Below are 23,523 nucleotides of genomic sequence, written 5' to 3'. Positions count from 1 at the left end.
GGACCGAACGCGCCTACGAGCGGCGCTCTTGGGTGTAGATGTCGATCAGCGTGTCGTAGGACGCCACGACCTGGTAGTCGAGCGAGCGTGACATCTCCTCCTCGAGCGAATCCATCTGGATCGCGTCCAGTTCATCCGCGTCGAACAGGGCCATGACGGCCTCGTCGCCCATCTGGCTGACCGGGTTGTACGTCCCCTCGGTAAAGGCAACGGCCTTGGAGATTTCAGGCGTCTGCACGAATTCGAGGAAGTCCTGCGCAAGGTCGCTCGGGTCCGGGTTGTTGACCAGCGAGGTCAACTCGATCCAAACCACGCCACCCTTGCCGTCGACCGGCCCGGACAGGGGCGTGATCGCGCGGACATTCGTGGCGCCGTCAAAGCGCGCGGGCGATGCGGTATAGGTTCCGCCGGTGAAATAGGCGTCGATCTCGCCGTTGATTAGGGCGGTGTTCATCGCCACCAGATCGTCCGTCATCAGCTTGGCGCCGCCAAAGATCGTCCGGGCGGTTTCGCGGAACTTCTCGACATTGTCGCCCTCGACAGGCTCGAACGGGTTCAGCCCGGCGGTCAGGCACATGTGCATGACGTTCCAGTTGTCATAGGTCAGAACGCCGTAACGGTCCTTCATCGCCGGATCGAGGAAGAGGTTCCAGCCCTGCTCCTCGGCCGTTTCGCGGCTGATCTTGTCGGTGTTCACCACAAAGCTGAACGGACCGTAGCGCTGCGGCATCCCGATCAGTTCCCCGTCATCCGCGAAGGACAGCTCGTAGGGCGGGTTCTTGAAGGACGGCAGCATCTTGTCGAAATACGGCAGGAAACGATCCTTATCGAGCGGCTTGATCAGGTTCTCCGGGTAAAGCCGGTCGCGCGCCCAGGGCTGGTTGACGTTGATCAGGTCCCAGACCGAGGTTTCCCCGGCGCGAAGCTTGTTGATCATGTCGGGGTCGGACGTGCCGCTCTCGGCGCGTACCGTCGCGTCGGGGTGCGCATCCCGGAACGGTCCAAGCACTTCGTCCGAGTTGTAGCCTTCCCAGCAAAGGATGTTCATCCGGTCGCTGCGCGCCGCGAAAGCGGGGCTAAGCGGACCTGCTGCGGCCAGGCCGGCCAGTGCGGCCGAACGACCGACGAACTGTCTTCTCGAAATTCCCTTTTTCATTTTTTCTCTCCTGTTGGTTGGTTTAATGCGCCCCGTTCAAGCGGAGCGGCCTTTGATTTCGTTCAGTGTCTCGGTGATCCGGTCCCTTGCGACCTTCATGTCCTCCAGGCTGCCGGACATGAAGACCCGCCCCGTCGCGCCCATCATCTGGACGTCATTGATCACCGCCTCCGGCGCGGCCTTCTCGGCCTCGTTGGCCGCAACGCAGGCAAAAAGCGCCGGCGTCATCTCGTAGATCAAGAGCGCCACGCCGGGCACGAGAATGGACCCGTCACGCGATCGGTTCAAGATGATGGCGTGCTGGTCCGACAGGTCCTCGATGATGTCGTGGTAAAGCACCTTCGGCGCCAGCTGATCGGTATGCTTGGCGCCGATCCCCTTCAGGATCGCCCGCCCCGCGGCGTCGAGATCCTTCATGTCGTCGGCATGCAGCTCCAGCAGCCCGAACTGGCGTTCGGTAAACAGGATGCCCGGCTCCATGTCCGGGGCCTCCTTCAGCGCCAGGTCGGCGATGCGGTGGATGCTGAGCGCGGGCGCGACCTCGATGATCAGAGAGTTCTGCCCGCGGAACGGCGGATAGGCGCGCGCCCGCAGGGGCGAGGACAGATAGGCCGCGAACTGCGGCTGCAGATCCTTGATCGGCAGATATACGCGAAGTTCCGTCATGATCCAGTCCTGTCCCCCTGCCCGGGCTTACTTGGAAACGGCCGCGGCCGAGAAATGCTTGCCAAGATCGGCATGCGGACGCGGGATGACATGCACCGCGGTCACTTCGCCGACCTGGCTGGCCGCCTCTGCGCCCGCCTCGGTGGCGGCCTTGACCGCGCCCACATCGCCCTTGACGACGACCGAGACGAGCCCGCCGCCGACTTCGTTGCGCGCGACGATTTCCACGTTCGCGGCCTTGACCATGGCGTCCGCCGCGGAAAGCGCGGGGACGTATCCCTTGGTTTCGATCATTCCGATTGCTAAGTTAGCCATGAGTATCTTCCTTCATGTTTGACTGTTATTTCTTGTCGTCGATGGAGCCGATGATCAGGGCGTCCACGGGCACCGTGTCGCCTTGAAAGTAACTGGCGGCGACAGACCCTTGCGTCACCAGGACGGTCTCGCCGGTATCGCATCCAAGCGGATCGTAGGCGATGAGCTTGCCGCCGCCGTCCGTTTCCACCTCCAGCAGCGCACCGCGTGGCAGCGACGTCACGCGACGGGTCGACCAGACCTTTCCGATCACACGCGCTTGTATCATGTTTTATCCCTTTCGATCCGGATGCCGCGACGCCGCGCCTCGTCGCGCGCAAGCGGCGTCAGCCGGCTTGATGGCGCGATCCGCAGGCTGCGGGCGGACGCGGAGAGCGCATTGATGTCGCGCTCTGTGATCAGCGACTTGTCCAGCCGGTCCGGCGCGGTGCGTCGGGGCCCGGTGACGATCGGCGGCGTGGCAGCGGCCGGCGCGGCCGAGGGCATCGGGGTGGCCAGGTCGAACACCAGCTCGCGCCGCGCCACGCGGTCGGCAAAGCCCGGCTCGGTGGCCCGCTGCACCAGCTCCTGGGCAAAGCGGGTCAGGTCGGCGCCGGAGGCTATGCGTACCTCTTCGCGCGCGGGCGCCATGCTGCCCGCCTCGTTGCGCAGCGCGGCAATCTCCTCGCGCAGGATCGCGCGGATCTCGTCCCTCAGGGCTGACATCACGACGCTCCTGCATCACGCAATGCGCCTTCTGCCGCATTCCTCGCATTCCGGACATCGGCCTCGGTCCCGGCCATGTACAGCCGCCCGTTCGCCCCGATCATCCGCATGTCGATCAGCTTCACGTCCGCTTCCTTTTCCGCCTCGTTGCAGGCAAGGATCGCATAGGCGGCGGACTGGCATTCCAGCAGGTAGATGCTGTCGCCGCCAAGCACCATCGACCCCAGCTTATTGCGGTTCATCAGAAAGGCGTGCTGGTCGTCCACATTCGTGACCAGCTTCGAGGCAAGGATCTTGGGCGGCGCCACGTCGTCGGCAGTCTTTCCAAGCGCCTCGAGAATTGCCGCGGCCCCGGAATGCACCTCGGCGGTGGAGCGGGAGTGGAATTGCAGCGTGCCGAACTGGCGTTCGACCACCAGGAGGCCGGCGTGGACATCGGCGCTTTTCAGGACCGTATCGGTCAGCGCCTCGACATCCAGCCCGGGCGCGATTTCGACGATCTGCGCCGCCATCCGAAGACGCGGCAGCGTGCCCCGCATCCAGGTCGAGATATAGGCCAGCGTCTGGGGCTGAAGCTGATCGATGAAGATCGACGCACGAAGATCGGTCATGCGTCACCCCCTTTCAGGCTGCGCAGTTCTTCCAGGATAAGCCGGCGCAACTCGTCGCGGCCGACGTCGCCCGACCCTTGAGGGTCCGCGGGCTGCGGTGAGGCGGCGGGGGCCGCAGGCATCGCGCGTCCCGACGAGACCGCATCGAGGTCTACGCCGCCAAGGTCCGCCGAAACGTCCTTGCCGTAGGCGATGCGCGTCCACTGGACCAGGTGCTGGGGCCCGAGATTCTCGCCGATCGAGGAGCGCCCGGCAAAGCCTGTCCCGATGGTAAAGGACGGCGGCAGATGCGTGGCGAACCCCGCCGCGCCTTGCGAACACGGCGCGTTGACCACCACGCGATAGACCGGCACGCCCTGCGAGAAGGCCACCAGCCGGTCGGTGTCCTCGCCGTGGAACGCGGCCGAATGCCCCGCCCCGCGCCGCGTCGTGTGCTTGGCGAATGTCAGGGCCTGTTCGAAATCCCCCGCGGCGGTCAGCGTCAGCACCGGACACAGCTTTTCGCGGAAAAGCAGGTCGTCCTGGCCCGGCGTTTCCACCACCGGCACGAGGATTTTCGTCGACGGATTCACGCGCAGGCCCGCGCGCTCGGCGATCCAGGTGGCGCTCTTTCCGATGGCCTCGAGGTTGAAGCCCTTCTCGGTGAACAGGTAGTCGCGCAGCCGGTCGGTGTCGGCGGCGTTGCACACATGCGCCCCGGCGGACCGCAGCGCGCGCTCCATGTTGCCCCGGTTGCTGGCCAGCGTGATCGCGACGCTTTCGTTGGTGCAAAGCACCGAATTGTCGAACGCCTTGCTTTCGACCAGGCAGCGCGCGGCGGCATCCACCTTGGCGGTCGGGTCGATATAGGCCACGGCATTGCCCGGCCCCACCCCGAGCGCGGGATTGCCCGAGGAATACGCGGCCCGCACCATCGCGGTGCCGCCGGTGGCAAGGATGACGTTGATCCGGTCGGAGGCCATGATGTCCTGCACCAGCGGCACCGACGGGTTTTCGACGCACTGGATCAGACCGGCGGGGGCGCCCGCAGCCTCGGCCGCCTGCGCGATATGCTGGGCCGCGGCCGCCGAAACCGACTTGGAGGCCGGATGCGGGCTGAGAACGATGGCGTTGCGGCTCAGGATCGCCAGCATCGCCTTGTAATAGACCGTTGCGACCGGGTTGGTCGCGGGCGCGAGGGCAAAGACCACGCCGGCAGGTTTCGGCAACTCGATGATCTTGCGCGCCTCGTCGACGCGGGGCGTCACCAGGTCGAGGTCGCGGTAGTAGTCCAGCAGCTCGTGGGTGCAAAGACGGTTCTTGATCGTCTTGTGCTCCACGACGCCAAAGCCGGTTTCGGCCACCGCCTCCTCGGCGAACTGCGCCGCTTTCTCGTAGCCTGCCCTGGCCACGGCCTCGGCGATTGCCAGCACCGCATCGCGGCTGAAATCCTTGTAGTAGCGCGCCGCCCATGCCGCCCGGCCCACCTTCATCCGGGCACGTGACAGTTCCCTGTCCGGGACCGAAAGACGCGGCGCGTCCAGTGTAGCCTGCTCGCTCATGCTGCCCGCCTCATGGTTTTCAGAAGTTCCCGTGCGCGCGGCATGGCCGCGTCGAACCTGTCCATGATCTCCTGGCAGGTGTCGACGTCCAGCACGACACCCGGCTTGAATTGCAGCACACGCTTGTCAAGCGACGAGAAGATCGCCCAGACCCCGTTTTCATACAGCGCGCGCGACACCGCGACAGCGCCCTCCGGGTGGTCGAATTCCAGCCCCAGAACGACGCCCCGCTGGCGCACGCCCACAAAGATGTCGCTGTGGCGAGCCATCATCTCTTCCATGCCGCGGGCAAAGAACTCCGCCACGAAATGCACGTTCGAGACAACCTCGGGACGCTGCAGCATCTCGATCACGTGATGTCCGACAAGACAGCCCAGCTCAGAGCCGCCGGCGGTGCTGATATGGGCCGCACCGTCCTCGATCAGCCACTGGCCGCATTCCTCCGTGGCAAGGCAGGCACTGATCGGGTAGATGCCGCCGCCCAGCCCCTTGCCGCAGACGAACATGTCGGGCGTCAGGCCGTATCCCTGCCAGCCCCACATCGTGCCGGTCCGCATCAGGCCGGTCTGCACCTCGTCGGCGATGAACTTGGTGCCGTATTTCCGGCACAGATCCTGACAGGCCTTGAGATAACCCTCCTCGGGCATGGGAAACCCGTAAGTCGCCGGGATCGTCTCGATGATGAAACCGGCCACGTCACGGTTCTTCAGCACCTGCTCCAGCGCATCGACGTCGTTGAACGGCACCTGGATGAACTCGTCGGGCTTTTCCGACAGGAAGATCTTGGAAAATCGTTCATCCCCGGCCGCGACCGACAGGCCGGAATGGCCGTGATACCCCTTGATGATCGACACGATCTTGCGCCGCTTGGTGGCGTAACGCGATGTTTTCAGGGCGATTTCCACGGCCTCGGCCCCACCTGCCCCAAAAATCGCGTACTTCGTGTGCGGCGCCGTCGCGACCAGTTTCTCGGCAAAGGCGGCGCGGGCGACGGACGGAAACCAGTGATTGCCCATGTCGAAATAATCGAGCCCGGACTTGAGCACTTCGACCAGTTCGGGATGACGGTGCCCGAAATTGTAGGTCCCGCCATTCAGGTGAAGGTCGATCAGCCGCTTGCCCGACATGTCGTAAAGGAAATATCCCTCGCGGCGGTCGATCACCATCGGCGTGCCGGCTTCCTTCCAAAAGCTGACCTTGCCGGGATTCCAGTATTCCGCCGCCTTCGTCAGAAGGTCGTCCTTCGAGTCGAAGGAAAAGTATCCGTAGTTGAACACGCGATTCCCCTTTGCAGTTGGTCACCACGTTAGCACTTAATTTTTGACTAACAACATTTTTTGACCGAAGTCGGTCATTTTTGTTTCGATTCCTTCCGCGAATTGCGTATATTCATGTTTGAGAGGCAGCCAACGGGCCTGAAATGTCTAAGAAAACACTGCGGCACGACCAGATTTTAAGCATCCTGGAAGTCAGCCCCTCCATACGCGTGGCCGAGATGGCGGAGGAACTCGGTGTCTCCAGCGAGACGGTGCGGCGCGACCTGACCGAGCTTGACGAGTCCGGGCGGATCAAGCGCACCTATGGCGGAGCCGTCAGGACCAGGTCGTTCGAGCCCGCGCTGGCCGAGCGGTTGCAACTGCACACGCGCGCCCGCGAACAGATTGCGCGGCTCGCGGTCGAAAGCATCGGCGACGCCGGCAGCCTTTTCATCGGCGGCGGGGCGACGACAATGCATTTCGCGCGCGCCCTGCGCGGGATCGACCGGCAGTTGACCGTCCTGACCCCCGCCTTCAGCATCGCGACCGAGTTGTCGGTCAATCCCCTGATCCAGGTCCTGTCGCTCCCCGGTATCGTCGAGCCGCGCGAGGGCCTGGTCTATGGCTCCCAGACCACCGAATGCATCAAGCAGTTCCGAGCGCCGATCGCCATCACCGGCGCGTCGGGCATCGACGAGACCGGCGTCAGCGAGGCCCTGCTGCACGCCGGTCAGGTCTATGCCGCGATGATCGAGGCCTCCGACGAGGCCTTCATCCTCGCCGATGCGTCGAAATTCGGAAACCGCTCCCTGCAGCAGATCATCGACTGGAATCCCCGCCTGACCCTTATCACGGACGAGCGTCCTCCCCCCAACTTGTGGGACGCGATCCGCAAGGCCGACGCGCAAATCATCGCGGGGTGAGGGATGAAGGGGCGCGCATCAGGACCGAGCCAGCAGGACGTCACAGACAAAGGCCCGATCACCGGCATTTGTCAGGCGGCGGGCGGCCTCGGCGGGCGTGACCCAGACGACGCTGTGCTCGGGGTGATACGGGTCGGACAGGCGGCGCACCGGGCGGGCAATGTAGATGCTGCACAGCTTTTCGGCCCACATGTCGTATTCCGGCAGGTACCCATACTGGCGGTACCGCCCCAGAAGACGCGGCGCGCCGACGCGCCAGCCGGTTTCCTCAAGCACCTCGCGCGCCAGGGCCCGCAGCGGCGCCTCGCCCCGATCCACGCCGCCGCCGGGCAGTTGCAGTTCCGGAACCGGGGCACTCTGAAAGGTCAGCAGAACGCGCCCGCCGCGCGGCAAGAGCGCATAGACGCCCGGCCGCCTGTCATAGCGGCGCGTCGAATGAGGGCGCGGGCCGTGGATCGGTATCATGCCTTCATCCTGCCAGGGGTCATGCCCGATCGGAGCAGACCGGCCGCGACAATTCAACACCAAGACACGGCGGAAACGCTTCATCCAAGGACCGGCGCAGGGAGGCGCGACCCAAAATGAGCAACAGTTACGACGCCAACCGCTGGAAACGTTTCGACGAGTGGGACGCCCGGCCGCTGCGCCACGACCAGTTCGCGGTCGAGGATCCCGAGAACGGGTTTTCCGCCTTCAACGGGGCGGCCGACCCCGGCCCCGGCCTGAAGATCGAGAACGGCAAGGTCAGCATGATGGACGGTGTCGCGGCGCAGGATTTCGACATGATCGACGCGTTCATCGCGGCGCATCACCTGGACATGGACGTGGCCGAGGAGGCGATGGCGATCCCGGCCGAGCAACTTGCGCGCATGCTCGTCGACATGAACGTGCCACGGGCCGAGCTTGTCCGCCTGGCGCGCGGCCTGACACCGGCCCGGTTGGCCGAGGCCGTGGCACAACTGAACGCGATGGAAATCGCCTTCGCCTATTCCAAGATGCGCGCCCGCAGGACGCCGGGCAACCAGGCGCATGTGACCAACGCCAAGGACGACCCCTTGCAGCTGGCCGCCGATGCCGCCGTGGCCGTGGCGCTCGGGTTCGACGAGATCGAGACGACGATGCGGGTGGCGCGCAATTCGTGGTCGAACGCGCTGGCCTGCTGCGTGGGGTCGGTCGTTGGCCGGGCCGGCACGCTCTTTCAATGCTCCAGCGAAGAGGCCGAAGAGCTCGAGATCGGCATGGCGGGGTTCACCTCCTACGCCGAAACCGTGTCGGTCTATGGCACGGAAAGCGCGTTCATCGACGGCGATGACACGCCCTGGTCCAAGGCGTGGCTGGCCGCCGCCTATGCCTCGCGCGGCATCAAGATGCGCTGCACCTCCGGCGCGGCCTCGGAACTTCTGATGGGCTATCACGAGGCCAAGTCGCTGCTCTACCTCGAGGCGCGCTGCCTGTGCATCCAGCGCGGCATGGGCTCCCAGGGCACGCAGAACGGCGGCATCGACGGTGCGCCGCTGGCCTCGTCCATTCCCGGCGGCGTGCGCGAGATCTGGGCCGAGAACCTGCTGGCGGTCTGGCTGGACCTGGAATGCGCCTCGGGCAACGATGCCAGGCATTCCGAATCCGAGATGCGGGTCGCCGCCAAGGTGCTGCCCTTTCTGATTGGCGGATCGGACCTGATCTGCTCGGGCTTCGGCAGCATCCTGAAATACGACAATTCCTTCAATCCGTCTTCGTTCAACGGCGAGGAGCTTGAGGAATTCCTGGTGCTCCAGCGCGATTTCGAAGCCGATGGCGGGCTGACCTCGATCGAGGACGCAAGCGCGCTGGACCTGCGCCGCCGCGCCATCGACGCGCTGTCGCATGTGCTCAAGGATCTGGACCTCGCCGCGCCGACCGAGATCATGAAGCGCTCCGTCGCGGTCGCGTCGGGGTCGAACGACACGCAAAGCTTCGCACCGCGCGACGTCGCGGTGATCAGCGACAAGATCAGCCGCCAGCGCATCACCGTCCTGGACGTGATCCGGTCGCTGCATCGCGGCGGTTTCGTGCCCGAGGCGCAGAACCTGCTGTTCCTGGTGAAGCTGCGCGTTTCGGGCGATTACCTTCAGACCTCGGCGATCATCCGGGACGGGCACGTCATCAGCGCCATCAACGACCCCAACGACTATACCGGCCCCGGCACCGGCTATCGGCTGACCGAGGCGCGGCGCAAGGAGCTGGCGGCGATCCGCAACGTGCTGGACCGCGACGAGGTGCTGCGCCGCGAAGCCGCAAGCGAACCTGCCGAGGCCCGCGCGATCGAGTACAGCACCATGGGCCCCGCCGAGCGCGGCACCGACCCGCACGAGGTGGTCGTGGGCATCAGCCCCGGGTTCGGCACCAGGATATTCCGGACCCTTGCCGGGCTTCCGCTCAGCAAGGTGTTGAAGGCGCTTCGCGACGGGATCGAAAAAGGCGGCGGACGGATGCGGCTGATGCGGATCCGGCATACCGCCGACACGTCCTTTCTGGGCCTGAGCGCCGCGCGGCTGTCCGGCTCGGGCATCGGGATCGGGATCCAGTCCAAGGGCACGGCAGTGATCCACCAGAGGGACCGCCTGCCCCACAACAACCTCGAACTGTTCTCGAACGCGCCGGTGACCAACCTGGATCACTACCGCGCGCTCGGAGAGAACGCGGCGCAATACGCCCGCGGCGACCTGCCCGCGCCAGTCGTCGTGCCGACGCAGGGCGAGGCGCTTGGCGCACGGTTCCATGCCCGCGTGGCGCTGACCTATGCGATCGAGACCAAGATGACCGAGAACAACGCCTCGCCCGAGACCGTCGAGATCAATTTCCTGGGAGACTCCTGATGCCCGATCAGCCCCTCACGACCGAAAATTACCCCCTTGCGGAAACGTCACCCGAACGGGTCACCGGCCATCGCGGCAAGTCGCTGGACGAGCTGACGCTCGAAGCGGTGCTTGCCGGCGACGTCGGGATGGAGGACTTGCGCATCACGCCGAACGCGCTTTTGCAGCAAGCCCAGATCGCGCGCTCCGCGGGCCGCGCCGCCCTGGCGCGGAACTTCGAAAGGGCCGCGGAAATGACACGGGTGCCGCAGGACACGATCATGGAGATCTACGAACTGCTGCGCCCCGGACGCACCCGCTCGATAGAAAGCCTGCAGGACACCGCGCAAAGGCTCAGGCGCGAATTCGACGCGCCCCTGCTTGCCCAACTGGTGGAGGAAGCTGCCTCCGCATACGAAAAGCGCGGATTGTTCCGCAATCGTTACTGACGCGGGTCTGCCTATTGGCAGATCGGCTCCCCGATCCGGCCCCGGTTTCGGGTCAACTTCCGGCAAAGCGGGCAAGGCACCGGCGACACGCCGCGAAGCCCCGCCTTGCCGTGGGGCGGCACATATCCCGCCGAACCCGGACCGGCTGTCGCGTGGCCCGGCTCACCGCATGACGAAGGGGTTTGCCATGGGCGCGTCCGACGTGCTTATCCACACGGTCTTCGTGCAGGTATAGTCCCGGATCGCGTCCAGCCCGGCCTCGCGGCCATAGCCGGACTGATCGAACCCGCCGAACGGCGCGATGGGCGACACGGCCCTGTAGGTGTTGACCCAGCATATCCCGGCCTTCAGCCGTGACGAGACCCGGTGCGCTCGCGCGACATTCTGCGTGAAGATGCCCGACCCCAGACCGAACGGCGTGCCGTTGGCGAGGGCGATGGCCTCGTCCTCGGTCTCGAACGGCAAGAGCGACATCACCGGACCGAACATTTCGACCTTCAATGTCTCCGCGCCCGGATCGGCACACTCGACCAGCGTCGGCGCCATGTAGTTGCCCGGACGATCCAGCGGCGCGCCCCCGAACCGTACCCGCGCCCCGCCGGATATGGCCGCGGCAAGCGTGGCCTCGATCTTGCGGATCTGGTCCGCCGTGCACAGCGGGCCGATCTGGGTGCTGGCGTCAAGCGGGTCTCCGATCACGACGCCCTTCATCTTTTCCTCGATTCTCCCCGCCACCTCCTCGAAGACCGAGCGCTGCACCAATCCACGGGTCCCCGCCACGCAGCTTTGGCCCGAGGCCCCGAAATTGCCCGCGATCAGACCATTCGCCGCGCTTTCCAGGTCCGCATCCTCGAACACCAGGATGGGGGACTTCCCGCCCAGTTCCAGCGTCGTGACCGCGAAATTCTCTGCCGAGTTGCGCACCACGTGCCGCGCGGTCTCGGGGCCGCCGGTGAACGCGATACGGTCCACGTCCGGGTGCCGGGTCAGGGGAATGGCGCAGTTTTCCGCGTCCCCCGTGATGACCGAAACCACACCCTCGGGAAACCCCGCCCTCTCGATCAGGCGGGCGAATTCCAGCATCGGGGCTGGCGCAATTTCCGAGGCTTTCAACACCACCGCGCAGCCCGCCGCAAGCGCGGGCCCCAGTTTCGTCGCGGTCAGGAACATCTGCGCGTTCCACGGCACGATCGCTGCGACCACACCGATCGGCTCGCGCCGCGTGTAGACATGCATGTCCGGCTTGTCGATCGGCAGGACCGCGCCCTCGATCTTGTCCGCAAGCCCCGCGTAATAGCGATAATAATCACCCACATAGGCCGACTGCGCCGCCGTCTCCGCCAGCAGCTTTCCACTGTCGGTGGTCTCGATCCGGCCAAGCTCGGCCGCGTGCTCCTCGATCAGCTCCGCCAGCCGGTACAGCAGCTTGCCGCGTTGCGTCTGGGTCATGTCCCGCCAGGCCGGATCGTTCAGCGCCCTGCGGGCCGCCCGCACGGCCCGGTCCACATCCGCGCCCGAGGCGCAGGCGAAACTGGTCCAGTCCTGCCCGGTCGCGGGGTTCTGCGAGGTCATCGTCTGCCCGTCCGACCCTTCGGCCCAAGCCCCGTCGATGAACAGCTGGAAATGTGGTCTGTCCTGCATTCTGCACCTCATCCAAAGGCGGGCATGACGGTCTCGATGAACCGCGCCAGCGACGCCCGCTTGCGTTCGAAACTCATCCCGCTGTCGATCCAGAAGGAATACTCGTCATAGCCCAGTTCTTCATACCTCTTGATCTTCTCGATCACAGCATCGGAGGTTCCGATAGTCAGGTCACGCGCCATGTTCTCGGGGCTCATCAGCGTGTTCGCCGCCATCTCCTCCTCCGACAAGGGGGCAAGCAGACCTTTCTCGACCGGGCGCTTGTTATGGAACCAGGCGCCGAAATAGCAGTAGAAGCGCGACAATTCCCGCGCCGCCAGCGCCACGTCCCCGGCATCCGAGCCGACATAGGTGTGATGCAGCAGCATGATTTTCGGCCGGGGGCCATCATGGCCGTCGCAGGCGGCGTCGAAGCGTTGCTTCAGCGTCACGATCTCGTCCAGCCCCTGCCAAAGCGGCGTGACCTGGATGTTGAACCCGTTCTTCACCCCGAACTCATGGCTGTTGGGATCGCGCGCCGCGATCCAGATCGGCGGCCCGCCCTCCTGTACCGGCGCGGGCGCGGCCGTGGTGGCGGGAAAGCTGTAGAACTCTCCGTCATGGGCACAGTCACCGGCCCACAGCTTGGGCAGCAGCGGGGCAAGCTCGCGCATCCGCTGTCCCGCCTCCCACGCGTCCAGCCCCGGCATCAGGCGCTCGTATTCATAGGAATAGGCCCCGCGCGCGATACCCAGCTCGATGCGGCCGTCGGTCATCAGGTCCGCCGCCGCCGCCTCACCGGCAAGCTTGATCGGGTGCCAGAACGGCGCGATCACCGTCCCTGTCCCCAGCTTCACATTCTTCGTGTGGTGGGCAATATTCACCAGCGACATCAACGGGTTGGGCGCGATGGTGAACTCCATGCCATGATGCTCGCCGGTCCAGACGGCGCGCATCCCGGCGTCATCGGCCATCTTGCACAGCTCGATCAGCTCGGCATTGAGCTGCTTGTGCGACTGGTCGGGCGCAAGCCGTTCCATGTGTACGAACAGCGAGAAATCCATTGCTACGTCCTTTCGAATGGCTGGTGTACGTCGCCGTGCCGCGCATCGCCGATGTAAAGGCCGAAATTGCGCGTCCGCGTCTCGACCGCGAAGCGCATCATCATGTCTCGGATGGCGGATGACGCGAATGTCACGTCGGGGATCTCGCGGACCGGGAAGCGGCTGAACGCCTCGCTGGCACCCGTCGCGGTCGCAAGAAAGTACGAGCTTTGCGCCGCATCGTCGCGAAACACGGAATAGGCGGGCCCCAGGGTGACGGGCTGTCCGCGACGCGCGAGGTCCTGCACCAGCCGCTGGCGCGTGTTTTCATGATCCTGCGCGACGACCTGCGGCGGCCGTAACCCCGCGTCGGTCTTCTCCAGAAGCACGTCATCGCCAAGCGATATGATAGCGCCGCAGAGCGCCGCCCCGCCCGCAGGTTCCAGCGCCGCGCGCTCCAGCCCCAGGCTGAAGAACCGGCCTCCCGCATATCCCAATCCACGCCCGCCCGCGTGGCTGAATGCCTGCACCTCGCCGATCAGGATGGCGTGGTCGCCCGCGTCGATCACCTCATGCGTCCGGCACGAGAACCGCGACAGCGCGCCGTCGATCAGAACGTTGCCAAGCGCGTCCTCGCCGTGTTCCACCCGGGCGAAACGGTCGCCCTTGTAGCTGGCAAAGGTGGTGGCAACGTCTTCCTGACCTTCGGCCAGGACATTGACCGCGAAATGCGTGCAGCCCGCAAAGCTGTCGAAGCTCGACAGGAACTTGCCCGGGCACACCAGCAGCAGCGGAGGCTCCAGCGAGACCGACGAAAACGAATTGGCGGTGAACCCGACGGGCCGTCCGGCGGCGTCGCGGGTCGTCACCACCGTCACGCCCGTCATGAAACTGCCGAAGGCGCTGCGCAGCGCGCGACTGTCGAGGGAGGTCATGGCCAGACCTCCCGCGCCAGGCCCACCAGGGCGCCAAGAACGCGGTGCGCATGGGTCATCGGCATCATGTGCGCCGCGTCTTCGATCACCAGGACGCGGCCATCGGGCGCAAGATCGGCCATCGCCCGTGACATTTGCGGCGTCGAGTTGGGGTCGAGCGCCCCCGTTGCGAAAAGCGCCGGGCACGCAATCGCACGCACGGTATCGCGGCGCGGCGCCTCGGCGCAGGCAAAGGCGGTGTAGGCGGCCTTGTACCCCGCAGGGTCCACCGTGCGAAGCCACGTGTCGCACGCCGTACGCTCGGGCGACATCTCGGACCCGAACCAGCGCTCCAGGGTTTGCGTCGGGTCCGGCACCGTCCTGCCGTCATGGCGGCCGGCGCGCTCCCGAATGGCCGCCGCGGCCTCGGGCGCGCGTTCGAACACCGCGTTCAGCGCCGCAACCGCGCAGACCTTTGCGGGCGCCCGCGCGGCAAGCTCGACCGCGATCAACGCCCCCATCGAGTGGCCGGCAATCACGGCAGGCTCGGTCAGGCTGTCCAACAACGGCAAGACGGCCTGCACGTAATCCTCCAGCGACGGCTGCCCGTTCAGGCGGCGGCTTTGCCCGTGGCCCGGCATGTCGGGCGCGATCACCCGGCAGCCGCCGCTCAGCCCGTCGATCTGCGCGCCCCACGCCTCGGCGTTCAGGCCGACCCCGTGCAGCAGCACCACGGGCCGCCCCGCCCCCGCCTCCAGCGCGGCAAGACCCGCGCGCTCAGACCGCGGCAGGGTTGTCGACGTCATGACCCAGATCCTTCAGATCCTGGTAGCGATCCCCGATCCGGTGGTGCGGCCGGCCCGACAGGGCAGCGCCCAGCACCACGACAACTTCGTCCGCTCGCGGCGCATCGGGAATGGCGAACTGGATCGTCAGGTAATGCGACCGCCGACCGGCATCGTTCTTGTCCATCAAGGGCACCATGATCGGCGCATTGGCGGGCCCGCGGGTGTTGGTGAACGCCAGATAGGACCTGGCCTCGACCGCTTCGCGGTAGAAATTGCCGAACCGCAGCGTGTGAATCAGGCCCGAGGCATGCTCGATCTCGCCGTCCAGCCCCACGACCGCCGCCTTGCCATAGGCCTCTATCGCCGCGCCACTTCCGGCCAGGCGGATCATTCGATCCGTCATCATCTCGCCCAGCGCCGGCCCATACGCGCGAATTTCCGGGGCCAGGTCCTCGACGAAGCGGCCCGCCCACGGATTGCGCAGCACGACCGCCACCGCGAACATCCGCCACGGCGTGCTGGCGGCGCGAAACCCCTCGATGAGGACCTCTTCATCGAAGGTCACGATTTCCCTGATTTCCGGGCTCACAGTGCATCCTTTCGCTTTGGTCCCAAGGTAGAAAGCCCCGAATTTTTTGACAAACGAATGGATTATGCCCTTAGGTATTACAAACACTAATGGCTGGCTTGACCAATGACGAAATCACTCCCGCCTCTCGGATGGCTGCGCTCCTTCGAGGCCGCGGCGCGCCACCTCAGCTTTACCATGGCGGCCGAGGAAATCGGCCTCACCCAGTCGGCCATCAGCCAACAGGTCAAGTCGCTTGAGATGCGGCTCGGCGTGCAGCTATTCGTGCGGCACGCGCGCGGGCTGGCCCTGACCGATGCGGGGCGCCGCCTCCTGCCCGAAGTGGGCGCACCGCTTCAGGCCCTCGCCAATGCGATGGTCGGCATGGACACGCGCCCCTCGCGACACCTGTTGACGGTCGCCGCCTCGATCAGTGTCGCGCACTGGATCATCGCACCGCGCCTGCCGGGCTTCCGCGCGCGCTTTCCCGATGTCGAGGTCAGGATCCTCAGCGCGATCTGGCCGGATGATTTCCACACCACACGCGCGGATGTCGAGATACGCTTCGGCTCCGGCCAGCAGGCCGGCCCGGAGGCCGAGGCGATCCTGCCCAACCGCCTCGTCGCCGTCAAAGCGCCGACGCTGCACGGCCCGATCTCCGACCTGCCGCGCATCGAAACCGTCGGAACCTCCAGCGGCTGGCAGGCCTGGTCCAGGCAGGTCGAGCCCCTGCCCGGGCCGTCGATCTATACCGACACGTATGGCATGGCGCTGCACCTAGCGCTTCACGGCAACGGCGTCGCGCTGGTGAATGAATGGATGACCCGGGACGCCATCCACACCGGGCTTGTCGACCGGGCACATCCCGCCTCGATCCCAAGCCAGGAGGGCTATTATCTCTCCGTCACCAGCGACAAGACCGAGGCGGACGCCTTCCGCGCCCTGATCCTGCGATGATCCTTCGAAGCTTGATCGCCTGAGGTCAACAACGTTCCGAGGTCCAGCGCGCCGTCCCGGACCGTCCCGGAGATGTCGATGGCCTCTCCCCCTTGTCTGCCCCTGAAGCAAGCCGTCGCGCAAAGCCGCGCCGCACGACGCTCGCACCCATATTTCGCTCAAGATTTCCGCATGTACTCAACTGACATATTAGCTACGTATTAATTGCATATTGACCGTCGACCGAAAGTCGTCTACGACTCCGCAGTGCAGGTTCCCGGTGCGGTTTGGAGTCCGCCTCGGTCGACTTTTCCTTTCGAAACAGAAGGATTCGCGGCCAACGGCCTGCAAAAACGAAAACAGGGAGGAAACAAAATGTCACCGTTCAAGAAAGGCATCGCGACCGTTGCGCTTGCCGCCGGAATGACCGGCGCGTTGATGAGCAGCGCCCTGCTCGCCGCGGACCACGAATGGAAAATGGCCACGACCGTCACCGGCGGGCCGCTGATGGAACTGGGCGCCGAGGCCTTTGCCGAACGCGTCTCGCAAATGACCGAAGGCCGCGTCGAGATCGAGGTCTTTCCCGCCGGCACGCTGGGCAAGGCGCTCGACGTCTCCACCACCGTGAAACGCGGCGTCGCCGAGGTGGGCCACACCTGGATGGGCTACGACTGGGGCAAGGACAAGACCACCGTTCTCTTCGGCGGCTTCGCCGGCTCGATGGACAGCGAACGCATGCTGCACTGGCTCTACCAGGGCGGCGGACAGGAGCTGTGGACCGAATTCCGCCAGGATCGCTTCGGCCTCGTCTCCATGCCCCTCTTCATGCGCCCCGCCGAGGTGTTCCTGCATTCCAAGAAACCCGTCTCGACGCTCGAGGACCTGCAAGGTCTCAAAATGCGCACCGCCGGGGCCTGGCTGGAGATTTCCAGCGAACTGGGCGCCTCGCCCGTCACCATGGCCGGCGGCGAGGTCTACACCTCGCTCGAACGCGGCACGATCGACGCCACCGAATGGGGCTCGCTCTACGAGAACGTCTCGCCCGGCTTCTACCAGATCGCCAAGTACGTCGTCGTGCCCGGCGTGCACCAGCCCGTCGCACCCTATGAACTGGTGATCAACGACGCCGCCTGGGAGGCGCTGTCCGAGCAGGATCAGGAGATGGTCAGGCTGGCCGCCGAACTGGTGACGTTCGAAAGCTGGATGCGCCTTGGAAACGAGGACGCCAAGGCGTTGAAATTCTACCGCGAGAACGGCAACGAGGTCATCGTGCTGGAAGACGAGGTCAAGGACGCCGCCAAGCGTCTCGGCATGGAATGGGCCGACCGCCAGGCCGAGGGCAACGAGTGGTTCGAGCGCGTGCTCGCCTCGCAGCGCGAGTTTGAATCCAACTGGTCCGAGGCCGACAGCTATCGCAAGATGGCCCTGCCCCCGCAGGCTACTTCGTCCAACTGACCGCACGTACCGGACAGGCGCAGCCCCGGCCCATGCAGGGTCCGGGGCTGCCGCGCCGTCCACAGGAAACACTGACATGATCACATCCATCCGCCGCTTCATCGGAGCGATCAGTGGTGTTCTGGGATATTTCTCGGCCCTGATCCTCGTGCCCCTGATCCTCGCCTCGGTCTACGAGGTCATCTCGCGCTACGTCTTCAACCAGCCGACCATCTGGGCCTACGAGATCGGGTACATGGCGATGGGCGCCTCGTTCCTGCTGGGCTCCGCCTATGCCCTGCGGGACGGCCAGCACGTCCGGATCGACGTCGTCGCCTGCCGCTTCTCGCCGCGCCTCAAGGCCGCCCTCGACCTGGCGGGATACCTTCTGCTGTTTCTGCCCATCGGCATCTGGCTGACCTTCGCGCTCTATCACTACACGCTCGAGGCCTACGAATGGGGCGAACGCTCCGGCGAAAGCGCCTGGAACCCCGTCGTCTGGCCCTACCACCTGGTGTTCTTCACGGCCTTCGCGGCGATGGTGCTGCAAGCCATCGCCGAAGCGCTCGGCTGCCTCCAGGTCCTTGCCGAAACCGACGCGAAAGAGGTCTGAGACATGGAATATCTCGCACTCTGGATGTTCCCGGTCCTGCTGCTGATCCTGCTGACCGGCTTCCCGATCGCCTTCTCGCTGATGGGCGTCGCCACGATTTTCGGCTACATCACCTTCGGCGACACCGTCATCTACCAGTTCATCGACAAGATCGACGAGGTCGCGGGCAACTTCGTGCTCGCCGCCGTGCCGCTCTTCGTCTTCATGGGCACGATGCTGGAAAAGTCCGGCATCGCCGAACGCCTGTTCGAAGCGGTACATATCTGGACCCGCCGCCTGCCCGGCGGGCTGGGGGTCGGCACGATCTTCATGTGCGTGATCTTCGCCGCCTCCACCGGCGTGATCGGCGCGACCGAGACCGTGGTCGGCCTGCTGGCCATTCCGGTGATGATGAAACACAGCTACAACAAGGGGCTCATCTCGGGCACGATCTGCGCCGGTGGCTCGCTGGGCACGATCATCCCGCCCTCGGTGGTGGTCATCATCATGGGGCCGATCGCCGACGTCTCGGTCGGTGACCTCTTCATCGGCATGATCATCCCGGGCCTGACCATGGCGACGCTCTATGTCGTCTACATCATGGGCCGCTGCTACCTGCGCCCGCAGGACGGCTCTCTCGTCACGGAGGACGAATATCTGCCGACGCTGGGCGAACGGCTCTGGATCACGCTGACGGCCTTCCTGCCGGCGGCGCTGATGATCTTCGCCGTGCTCGGCTCGATCATGCTGGGCCTCGCCTCCCCGACCGAGGCGGCGGCGATGGGCGCCTTCGGGTCCGTGATCCTGGCGGCGGTCTACCGCACGCTCACCTGGACGACCCTGCGCCTTGCCCTGCTGAACACGGTCAAGGTCACGTCGATGATCCTCATGATCCTGCTGGCGGGCTCGATGTTCTCGGGCGTCTTCGTCGGCGCCGGCGGCACCCGCGTGACCACCGACCTGATCGCCGCCTCCGATCTCAGCCCATGGGCCACGCTGGCGGTGTTCCTGATCATCGTCTTCATCGCCGGTTTCGCGCTGGAATGGATCTCGATCCTGCTGATCTTCCTGCCGGTCTTCATTCCGATCGTCACGCAGCTCGGCTTCGATCCGGTCTGGTTCTGCATCCTGTTCCTGATCGTGATCCAGACCAGCTACCTGTCGCCGCCGATGGCCCCGGCCATCTTCTACCTGCGCGGCATCGCCCCGCCGGAAATCACCATGCCGGACATGTTCAAGGGGGTCGTGCCCTTCATCATCCTTCAGCTCTTCACGCTGGCGCTGGTGATGGCCTTCCCGCAGATGGTGCTCTGGCTGCCGGAAAAAGTCCTTGGCTTCTAGGCCACGCCTCCTTGTCGTCGGCGGCGGGTATCTCGGCTGCGACGTGGCCCGCCGGCTCGACCGGGTGATGGATGTCACCCTGGTCGAGCCGAAACCGGCCTTCCTGCACGCCCCCGCCATGATCCGCGCGCTGGTCAAGCCCGCGCTTCTGGACGCCGCGACGATCCCCTATGACGGCCTGCTGCGCCACGGTCGCGTTCTGGCCGGCCGCGTCGCGCGGCTTCAGCCCGATGGCGCGACACTTGCGAACGGCACGACGCTCCTCAGCGACGTCACGCTCGTCGCCACCGGCTCGTCCTATGCCCTGCCCTTCAAATCCTCGGCCGAGGACCTTGAATCCTTTCTCGCCACACACCGGGCGCTCGCCGCCCGCATCGCCCGGGCCCGGCACATCGCCATTCTCGGCGCGGGCGCGGTCGGCACAGAGCTTGCGGGCGAAATCGCCGCCGCCCGGCCCGACATTCAGCTTACTCTGGTCTCAGCCGCCGAAACCCCTATGCCGGACCAGCCGGACCGGCTGGGCCGGGCGCTTCTGACCCGGCTGCAACGGATGGGGGTCGAGATCGTCACCCAAGGCAACGGTCACGACTTCGCCGCCGGCCAGGGCGCGCGGGACGGCCCGCTGGTTCTTTCCGACGGGCGGATCGTGGAGGCGGACCTGGTGCTGCCCGCGCTCGGCGCGTTGCCCCGCACCGACCTTCTTTCCGCCCTCCCCACGGTGCGCCTCGACAGCGCGGGCCGGGTCAGGACCGACCCGTGGCTCCGCCCGGCGCCGGGCGCCATGCCGGGGCTCTTCACCGGCGGCGACATGGCCGCAACGGGCGACGCGATGACCATCGTGGGCATCCTGCGGCAAGCCCCCTACCTGTCGAAAGCCCTGCGCGCGGCCGGCAAGGGAAAGCGCATCGAACACATGTCGCCTTACAGCCCGTGGCGCGATGCCCCGGTGCTCGTCCCCCTCGGCCCGCGCCTCGGCGCCAGCCACCTGCCCCTGCCAGCCCCGCTGGCCCATGCGGGCATGGTGCGCGGCCTTGGCGACGCACTGACGCGCCTGGCCAAGGGCCGCGATCTCTTTATCGGGAAATACCGCCGTCTGCTTCGCGCGCCGCGCTTCAAAGGGTAGCGCGGGTGAACTCGTAGATATAGTCGATCAGCCGGTCCGACGCCGCGCCCGCGCCGGCTTCGTCGCCCTCCGCGATCTTCTGCGCCACGCCCGCATGCAGCTTGGCGCAGCGCTCGAGGTCCAGCGCCACGCGGTAGTTCTGAAACCAGAACCTCCGCGACAGACCCTGCATCCGCCGCATCGAGCGTTCGATGAACTCGTTGCGGCAGGCGGCCAGCACCGCGCGGTTGAACTCCAGGTCCAGTTGCATGAACGCGTCGTAATCCCGCGCCTCGGCTGACGCCGCCAGCCTCGCGGCCAGTTCCGCGAAGAACGCGCGCTCGGCCTCGGTCGAGCGCAGCGCCGCCTTGCAGGCACAAAGCCGCTCCACCTCGCGCCGCAACTCCAGCAGTTGCAACTGCTTGGCGATGTTGATCTCGGAAACCATGACACCGCGGCGCGGCATCACCACGACCAGCCCCTCGGCCGCCAGCCGCTGCAATGCCTCGCGCACCGGGGTGCGCCCGATCCCCAACTCCTCGACCAGTTGCGACTCCGACAGAACCTGCCCCGGCTCCAGGTCCAGCGCGACGATCCGCGCCTCTATCATCTCGTAGGCGCGGTCGGTCAGCGTCACGGTGTCGATCTTTCGCGCGCGCGGCGGGCCGTTGTCCAACACGCTCTCAGTGTCTTTGTTCATACTCTGCCTGTCTTTGGCCTTGACCATAGCGGTCGGTCATAGGGTCTTTGTCACCATGTGAAAACCTAAGGCGCTTCGCGCCATGCCGCAAGGCTTGGGCGCATCCTCGGCAGGCCACCGCGCCGCGCGGTACGGCCCCCCGCCGCAAAGGCCGTCACGGCGGCGGGGAAACACTGGCACGTTCCGGGCTCATCCTGCCGTCTTCGGGCCGTCCGGTCGCCCCGTCACGCCTGCTCCGGCTGCACGTGGATGATGGCGGCCCGTATATCGGCCTCGGTCATTTCCCAGTCGTTGCCGAAATTCGCGGTCACTTCGCGCATGAACGGCTCGGCCAGGCGCTTGGCCAGCCCCGCATCGCCGGTCACGTCATAGATCAGCGCGAACGCCAGCTGCGTCGCCGCCACCCCCTCGAAACTCCATTCGAAACCCGCGTTGGTGAACTTGCAGATATCGGCGTAATCCGGCAGCTCCTCGCCGTCCACGGTCACGACGACACCGTCGATCGTCCGGTCTCCCAGGTAGGTCTTCATGGCTTCCTCCGCGCATCGGCTTTCGAGCGCATCACTTCCGGGAAGATCCACAGCGACCCGACGCTGAACGGTCCGAGAAAGGCAATTGCCCATTGCGGTCCGGTCTGTCCCAGGTGTCCCATGTATAACCATCCCCCGATGGCCGCGAGCGCCACCAGCGTGGACAGCGCGATCTTGATCATGACGGGCATCCTTGCCTCCTCCTCTTGATAGTGCGTAACGGGTTTTCCGGCACCCGCGATCCTGCCTCAGGCCATGCCCGCCAGCGTCCATGCCGAGGCGCCAAGCCCGGCCAGGACCACCGTCAGGCCCATCGTCCCGTCACGCCAGCGGCTGGGCCAGACGTTGAACAGGCCAGGCATGAACAACAGGGCGAACCCCGCGATGATGACAACGCTGGTCCAGCGCAATTCGCTCAGGCCGAAGCCAAAGGTCAGGTACAGCACCGCGCCCAGCAGCACGCAGTTCGCCACCACCAGCGCAAAGCCCAGCGGCCGCTTCAGTTCGGGCCGCGTCGACAGCGGGAAAACCCCGGTCAGCACGATGGCGGCAAGGCTGGTCACGCAGGCAAACAGCGCAAAGATGAAGGCGGCGGTGATATTCGGTTCGATATTGGCCATGGGGTCGCTCCGTCCTGTCCTCTGGATGTCGTGGCGCCGCCCGGCCCCTTTGTGTGGGGCCGGGCAAGGCCCGCCTTATTCTGCGGGCGTCGCCGGAGCCGGGTCCTGCTTTTCACGAACCGGCGTGCGCGACACCTTGCGCATGTCCTTGCGGACGTGCCTGGTGTTGTATCCGTTGAACAGGTGCCCGATCAGGCCCCGGTTCAGGTCCGATGTGCCGAACAGCCAGTCCATGATCGGAAAGGTCAGGTTCATGTTCCGCTCCATCATCAGCGACTGGTCGTGATGCGCCGTGTGGTGGCGGCGGTTGGTGTTGATGAACGGCATGTTGCGCACGAACCAGTTATCCTCGACGTGACAGCAGAAATGCATGAACTCGTAGATCATGTAGATCGAGGTCGTGGTGGCGATGAACAGCCAGCCCACATTGGCCGTGAACAGCCAGCCCATCACGATCGCCCCGGGGATCGAAATCAGCGTGAAGGCCGCCAGCGCATAGGGCGGAAAGAACGTCACGCGATAATCCTTCTGGTCCGCGAACCGCATTTCCACCTCGGTGAAGAACTGGTGATGTTGCAGGGTGTGCCGGTTATAGACCGCGCGGGCGACCGGGTTCTTCGACGGCCGGTGCATCACGTAGCGGTGCAGCCACCACTCGAAGAAGTTGCAGAACAGGAACACCAACGGCACCGTCAGCCATTCCAGCGGCGTCACCTGGTTCAGGTTGGCGGTATAGATGTAAAGCGCCGTCAGCCCGATCGTGTAGATGATCACGATGTGCAGGAATCCGTTATACCAGCCTGCCACGCGCTGCCGGTAATTGGCCCGGTACTGGCGCTGGCGGTCGGTCATGTTCGTGTCTTGAAGTTCCATGGTCAG

Annotated in this window: 27 protein-coding genes; 8 read left to right on the top strand and 19 right to left on the bottom strand. The window is 65.5% G+C overall.

The window, feature by feature from the left end; all coding sequences use genetic code 11:
• Positions 1 to 13: 13 nt before the first annotated feature.
• Genes ACQY4V_RS02225 through ACQY4V_RS02190 form a run of 8 tightly spaced genes read right to left on the bottom strand, consistent with a single transcriptional unit; the run spans position 14 to position 6,271 of the window.
• Entirely contained in the window at positions 14 to 1,156 is a 1,143-nt protein-coding gene (locus ACQY4V_RS02225) for an ABC transporter substrate-binding protein (protein ID WP_428515310.1), read from the bottom strand.
• Positions 1,157 to 1,192: 36 nt separating this feature from the next.
• Entirely contained in the window at positions 1,193 to 1,822 is a 630-nt protein-coding gene (locus ACQY4V_RS02220) for a microcompartment protein (protein ID WP_152491590.1), read from the bottom strand.
• Positions 1,823 to 1,849: 27 nt separating this feature from the next.
• On the bottom strand, positions 1,850 to 2,137 hold the full coding sequence (locus tag ACQY4V_RS02215) for a BMC domain-containing protein (RefSeq protein WP_152491589.1): 288 nt from the start codon (positions 2,135 to 2,137) through the stop codon (positions 1,850 to 1,852).
• A 25-nt stretch (positions 2,138 to 2,162) separates the two neighbouring features.
• Positions 2,163 to 2,405: a EutN/CcmL family microcompartment protein gene (locus ACQY4V_RS02210; protein WP_428515309.1), complete on the bottom strand. Its 243-nt coding sequence runs from the start codon at positions 2,403 to 2,405 to the stop codon at positions 2,163 to 2,165.
• Positions 2,402 to 2,842, bottom strand: a complete 441-nt coding sequence (locus ACQY4V_RS02205; protein ID WP_428515308.1) for a hypothetical protein — start codon at positions 2,840 to 2,842, stop codon at positions 2,402 to 2,404. Before ACQY4V_RS02205 ends, ACQY4V_RS02210 begins: the two co-directional genes overlap by 4 nt.
• Positions 2,842 to 3,453, bottom strand: coding sequence for a BMC domain-containing protein (locus ACQY4V_RS02200; RefSeq protein WP_152491586.1), 612 nt, complete (start codon positions 3,451 to 3,453; stop codon positions 2,842 to 2,844). Before ACQY4V_RS02200 ends, ACQY4V_RS02205 begins: the two co-directional genes overlap by 1 nt.
• Positions 3,450 to 4,994, bottom strand: a complete 1,545-nt coding sequence (locus ACQY4V_RS02195; protein ID WP_428515307.1) for an aldehyde dehydrogenase family protein — start codon at positions 4,992 to 4,994, stop codon at positions 3,450 to 3,452. The genes ACQY4V_RS02200 and ACQY4V_RS02195 overlap by 4 nt, the downstream gene beginning before the upstream one ends.
• On the bottom strand, positions 4,991 to 6,271 hold the full coding sequence (locus tag ACQY4V_RS02190) for an aspartate aminotransferase family protein (RefSeq protein ID WP_428515306.1): 1,281 nt from the start codon (positions 6,269 to 6,271) through the stop codon (positions 4,991 to 4,993). Before ACQY4V_RS02190 ends, ACQY4V_RS02195 begins: the two co-directional genes overlap by 4 nt.
• Positions 6,272 to 6,414: 143 nt before the next feature.
• On the opposite strand from ACQY4V_RS02190, the gene ACQY4V_RS02185 reads away from it, so the two are divergent.
• On the top strand, positions 6,415 to 7,173 hold the full coding sequence (locus ACQY4V_RS02185) for a DeoR/GlpR family DNA-binding transcription regulator (RefSeq protein ID WP_428515305.1): 759 nt from the start codon (positions 6,415 to 6,417) through the stop codon (positions 7,171 to 7,173).
• A gap of 18 nt (positions 7,174 to 7,191) precedes the next feature.
• On the opposite strand, the gene ACQY4V_RS02180 is transcribed toward ACQY4V_RS02185, so the two are convergent.
• Positions 7,192 to 7,638: an NUDIX domain-containing protein gene (locus tag ACQY4V_RS02180; RefSeq protein WP_428515304.1), complete on the bottom strand. Its 447-nt coding sequence runs from the start codon at positions 7,636 to 7,638 to the stop codon at positions 7,192 to 7,194.
• A 116-nt stretch (positions 7,639 to 7,754) separates the two neighbouring features.
• Here ACQY4V_RS02180 and ACQY4V_RS02175 point away from each other — a divergent pair, with 116 nt between their 5' ends.
• Positions 7,755 to 10,028 carry a propanediol/glycerol family dehydratase large subunit gene (locus tag ACQY4V_RS02175; protein ID WP_428515303.1) on the top strand — a complete coding sequence of 758 codons (2,274 nt, stop codon included), beginning with the start codon at positions 7,755 to 7,757 and terminating at the stop codon, positions 10,026 to 10,028.
• Positions 10,028 to 10,456 carry a diol dehydratase small subunit gene (locus tag ACQY4V_RS02170; protein WP_222449348.1) on the top strand — a complete coding sequence of 143 codons (429 nt, stop codon included), beginning with the start codon at positions 10,028 to 10,030 and terminating at the stop codon, positions 10,454 to 10,456. The genes ACQY4V_RS02175 and ACQY4V_RS02170 overlap by 1 nt, the downstream gene beginning before the upstream one ends.
• Positions 10,457 to 10,618: 162 nt before the next feature.
• Here the strand turns inward: ACQY4V_RS02170 and ACQY4V_RS02165 are convergent, their stop codons facing one another.
• Genes ACQY4V_RS02165 through ACQY4V_RS02145 form a run of 5 tightly spaced genes read right to left on the bottom strand, consistent with a single transcriptional unit; the run spans position 10,619 to position 15,410 of the window.
• On the bottom strand, positions 10,619 to 12,097 hold the full coding sequence (locus tag ACQY4V_RS02165; RefSeq protein ID WP_428515302.1) for an aldehyde dehydrogenase: 1,479 nt from the start codon (positions 12,095 to 12,097) through the stop codon (positions 10,619 to 10,621).
• An 8-nt stretch (positions 12,098 to 12,105) separates the two neighbouring features.
• Complete coding sequence (locus ACQY4V_RS02160; protein WP_428515301.1) at positions 12,106 to 13,140, bottom strand: LLM class flavin-dependent oxidoreductase; 1,035 nt, start codon at positions 13,138 to 13,140, stop codon at positions 12,106 to 12,108.
• 2 nt (positions 13,141 to 13,142) lie between these two features.
• Entirely contained in the window at positions 13,143 to 14,054 is a 912-nt protein-coding gene (locus ACQY4V_RS02155; protein WP_428515300.1) for a flavin reductase family protein, read from the bottom strand.
• A complete protein-coding gene (locus tag ACQY4V_RS02150) occupies positions 14,051 to 14,839 on the bottom strand; it encodes an alpha/beta fold hydrolase (RefSeq protein ID WP_428515299.1) in 789 nt (262 codons plus the stop codon). The genes ACQY4V_RS02155 and ACQY4V_RS02150 overlap by 4 nt, the downstream gene beginning before the upstream one ends.
• Positions 14,811 to 15,410, bottom strand: a complete 600-nt coding sequence (locus ACQY4V_RS02145; RefSeq protein WP_428515298.1) for an amino acid synthesis family protein — start codon at positions 15,408 to 15,410, stop codon at positions 14,811 to 14,813. Before ACQY4V_RS02145 ends, ACQY4V_RS02150 begins: the two co-directional genes overlap by 29 nt.
• A gap of 105 nt (positions 15,411 to 15,515) precedes the next feature.
• Here ACQY4V_RS02145 and ACQY4V_RS02140 point away from each other — a divergent pair, with 105 nt between their 5' ends.
• The 5 genes from ACQY4V_RS02140 (at position 15,516) to ACQY4V_RS02120 (ending at position 20,815) form a co-directional block, all read left to right on the top strand.
• On the top strand, positions 15,516 to 16,346 hold the full coding sequence (locus ACQY4V_RS02140; protein WP_428515297.1) for a LysR family transcriptional regulator: 831 nt from the start codon (positions 15,516 to 15,518) through the stop codon (positions 16,344 to 16,346).
• A 354-nt stretch (positions 16,347 to 16,700) separates the two neighbouring features.
• Positions 16,701 to 17,780 (top strand): TRAP transporter substrate-binding protein DctP, encoded by a 1,080-nt coding sequence (dctP, locus tag ACQY4V_RS02135; protein WP_428515296.1) that lies wholly within the window; start codon positions 16,701 to 16,703, stop codon positions 17,778 to 17,780.
• A gap of 76 nt (positions 17,781 to 17,856) precedes the next feature.
• Positions 17,857 to 18,372: a TRAP transporter small permease subunit gene (locus ACQY4V_RS02130; RefSeq protein ID WP_428515295.1), complete on the top strand. Its 516-nt coding sequence runs from the start codon at positions 17,857 to 17,859 to the stop codon at positions 18,370 to 18,372.
• A 3-nt stretch (positions 18,373 to 18,375) separates the two neighbouring features.
• A complete protein-coding gene (locus ACQY4V_RS02125; RefSeq protein WP_428515294.1) occupies positions 18,376 to 19,692 on the top strand; it encodes a TRAP transporter large permease in 1,317 nt (438 codons plus the stop codon).
• Positions 19,682 to 20,815, top strand: coding sequence for an FAD-dependent oxidoreductase (locus ACQY4V_RS02120; protein WP_428515293.1), 1,134 nt, complete (start codon positions 19,682 to 19,684; stop codon positions 20,813 to 20,815). Before ACQY4V_RS02125 ends, ACQY4V_RS02120 begins: the two co-directional genes overlap by 11 nt.
• Here the strand turns inward: ACQY4V_RS02120 and ACQY4V_RS02115 are convergent.
• The 5 genes from ACQY4V_RS02115 to ACQY4V_RS02095 all read right to left on the bottom strand — a co-directional run bounded on the left by ACQY4V_RS02115 (position 20,805) and on the right by ACQY4V_RS02095 (position 23,517).
• Entirely contained in the window at positions 20,805 to 21,494 is a 690-nt protein-coding gene (locus tag ACQY4V_RS02115) for a GntR family transcriptional regulator (RefSeq protein WP_428515292.1), read from the bottom strand. The two genes, ACQY4V_RS02120 and ACQY4V_RS02115, sit on opposite strands and share 11 nt — an antisense overlap.
• Before the next feature lie 224 nt (positions 21,495 to 21,718).
• On the bottom strand, positions 21,719 to 22,024 hold the full coding sequence (locus ACQY4V_RS02110; protein WP_428515291.1) for a DUF6166 domain-containing protein: 306 nt from the start codon (positions 22,022 to 22,024) through the stop codon (positions 21,719 to 21,721).
• Entirely contained in the window at positions 22,021 to 22,206 is a 186-nt protein-coding gene (locus tag ACQY4V_RS02105; protein ID WP_428515290.1) for a hypothetical protein, read from the bottom strand. Before ACQY4V_RS02105 ends, ACQY4V_RS02110 begins: the two co-directional genes overlap by 4 nt.
• A 66-nt stretch (positions 22,207 to 22,272) precedes the next feature.
• A complete protein-coding gene (locus tag ACQY4V_RS02100) occupies positions 22,273 to 22,644 on the bottom strand; it encodes a hypothetical protein (RefSeq protein WP_222449334.1) in 372 nt (123 codons plus the stop codon).
• Positions 22,645 to 22,719: 75 nt separating this feature from the next.
• Positions 22,720 to 23,517 (bottom strand): sterol desaturase family protein, encoded by a 798-nt coding sequence (locus ACQY4V_RS02095; RefSeq protein ID WP_428515289.1) that lies wholly within the window; start codon positions 23,515 to 23,517, stop codon positions 22,720 to 22,722.
• Between the last annotated feature and the right edge of the window lie 6 nt (positions 23,518 to 23,523).

It is taken from the genome of Roseovarius sp., from assembly GCF_965277045.1.
GTDB lineage: Bacteria > Pseudomonadota > Alphaproteobacteria > Rhodobacterales > Rhodobacteraceae > Roseovarius.
This window is presented reverse-complemented; position numbering and strand designations above follow the sequence as displayed.

Excerpts from the sequence above, each read along its gene's own strand:
- ACQY4V_RS02225 (WP_428515310.1), bottom strand. The coding sequence starts at position 1,156 with ATGAAAAAGGGAATTTCGAGAAGACAGTTCGTCGGTCGTTCGGCCGCA.
- ACQY4V_RS02220 (WP_152491590.1), bottom strand. The coding sequence starts at position 1,822 with ATGACGGAACTTCGCGTATATCTGCCGATCAAGGATCTGCAGCCGCAG.
- ACQY4V_RS02215 (WP_152491589.1), bottom strand. The coding sequence starts at position 2,137 with ATGGCTAACTTAGCAATCGGAATGATCGAAACCAAGGGATACGTCCCC.
- ACQY4V_RS02210 (WP_428515309.1), bottom strand. The coding sequence starts at position 2,405 with ATGATACAAGCGCGTGTGATCGGAAAGGTCTGGTCGACCCGTCGCGTG.
- ACQY4V_RS02205 (WP_428515308.1), bottom strand. The coding sequence starts at position 2,842 with ATGTCAGCCCTGAGGGACGAGATCCGCGCGATCCTGCGCGAGGAGATT.
- ACQY4V_RS02200 (WP_152491586.1), bottom strand. The coding sequence starts at position 3,453 with ATGACCGATCTTCGTGCGTCGATCTTCATCGATCAGCTTCAGCCCCAG.
- ACQY4V_RS02195 (WP_428515307.1), bottom strand. The coding sequence starts at position 4,994 with ATGAGCGAGCAGGCTACACTGGACGCGCCGCGTCTTTCGGTCCCGGAC.
- ACQY4V_RS02185 (WP_428515305.1), top strand. The coding sequence starts at position 6,415 with ATGTCTAAGAAAACACTGCGGCACGACCAGATTTTAAGCATCCTGGAA.
- ACQY4V_RS02180 (WP_428515304.1), bottom strand. The coding sequence starts at position 7,638 with ATGATACCGATCCACGGCCCGCGCCCTCATTCGACGCGCCGCTATGAC.
- ACQY4V_RS02175 (WP_428515303.1), top strand. The coding sequence starts at position 7,755 with ATGAGCAACAGTTACGACGCCAACCGCTGGAAACGTTTCGACGAGTGG.
- ACQY4V_RS02170 (WP_222449348.1), top strand. The coding sequence starts at position 10,028 with ATGCCCGATCAGCCCCTCACGACCGAAAATTACCCCCTTGCGGAAACG.
- ACQY4V_RS02165 (WP_428515302.1), bottom strand. The coding sequence starts at position 12,097 with ATGCAGGACAGACCACATTTCCAGCTGTTCATCGACGGGGCTTGGGCC.
- ACQY4V_RS02160 (WP_428515301.1), bottom strand. The coding sequence starts at position 13,140 with ATGGATTTCTCGCTGTTCGTACACATGGAACGGCTTGCGCCCGACCAG.
- ACQY4V_RS02155 (WP_428515300.1), bottom strand. The coding sequence starts at position 14,054 with ATGACCTCCCTCGACAGTCGCGCGCTGCGCAGCGCCTTCGGCAGTTTC.
- ACQY4V_RS02150 (WP_428515299.1), bottom strand. The coding sequence starts at position 14,839 with ATGACGTCGACAACCCTGCCGCGGTCTGAGCGCGCGGGTCTTGCCGCG.
- ACQY4V_RS02140 (WP_428515297.1), top strand. The coding sequence starts at position 15,516 with ATGACGAAATCACTCCCGCCTCTCGGATGGCTGCGCTCCTTCGAGGCC.
- dctP (WP_428515296.1), top strand. The coding sequence starts at position 16,701 with ATGTCACCGTTCAAGAAAGGCATCGCGACCGTTGCGCTTGCCGCCGGA.
- ACQY4V_RS02130 (WP_428515295.1), top strand. The coding sequence starts at position 17,857 with ATGATCACATCCATCCGCCGCTTCATCGGAGCGATCAGTGGTGTTCTG.
- ACQY4V_RS02125 (WP_428515294.1), top strand. The coding sequence starts at position 18,376 with ATGGAATATCTCGCACTCTGGATGTTCCCGGTCCTGCTGCTGATCCTG.
- ACQY4V_RS02115 (WP_428515292.1), bottom strand. The coding sequence starts at position 21,494 with ATGAACAAAGACACTGAGAGCGTGTTGGACAACGGCCCGCCGCGCGCG.
- ACQY4V_RS02110 (WP_428515291.1), bottom strand. The coding sequence starts at position 22,024 with ATGAAGACCTACCTGGGAGACCGGACGATCGACGGTGTCGTCGTGACC.
- ACQY4V_RS02105 (WP_428515290.1), bottom strand. The coding sequence starts at position 22,206 with ATGATCAAGATCGCGCTGTCCACGCTGGTGGCGCTCGCGGCCATCGGG.
- ACQY4V_RS02100 (WP_222449334.1), bottom strand. The coding sequence starts at position 22,644 with ATGGCCAATATCGAACCGAATATCACCGCCGCCTTCATCTTTGCGCTG.
- ACQY4V_RS02095 (WP_428515289.1), bottom strand. The coding sequence starts at position 23,517 with ATGGAACTTCAAGACACGAACATGACCGACCGCCAGCGCCAGTACCGG.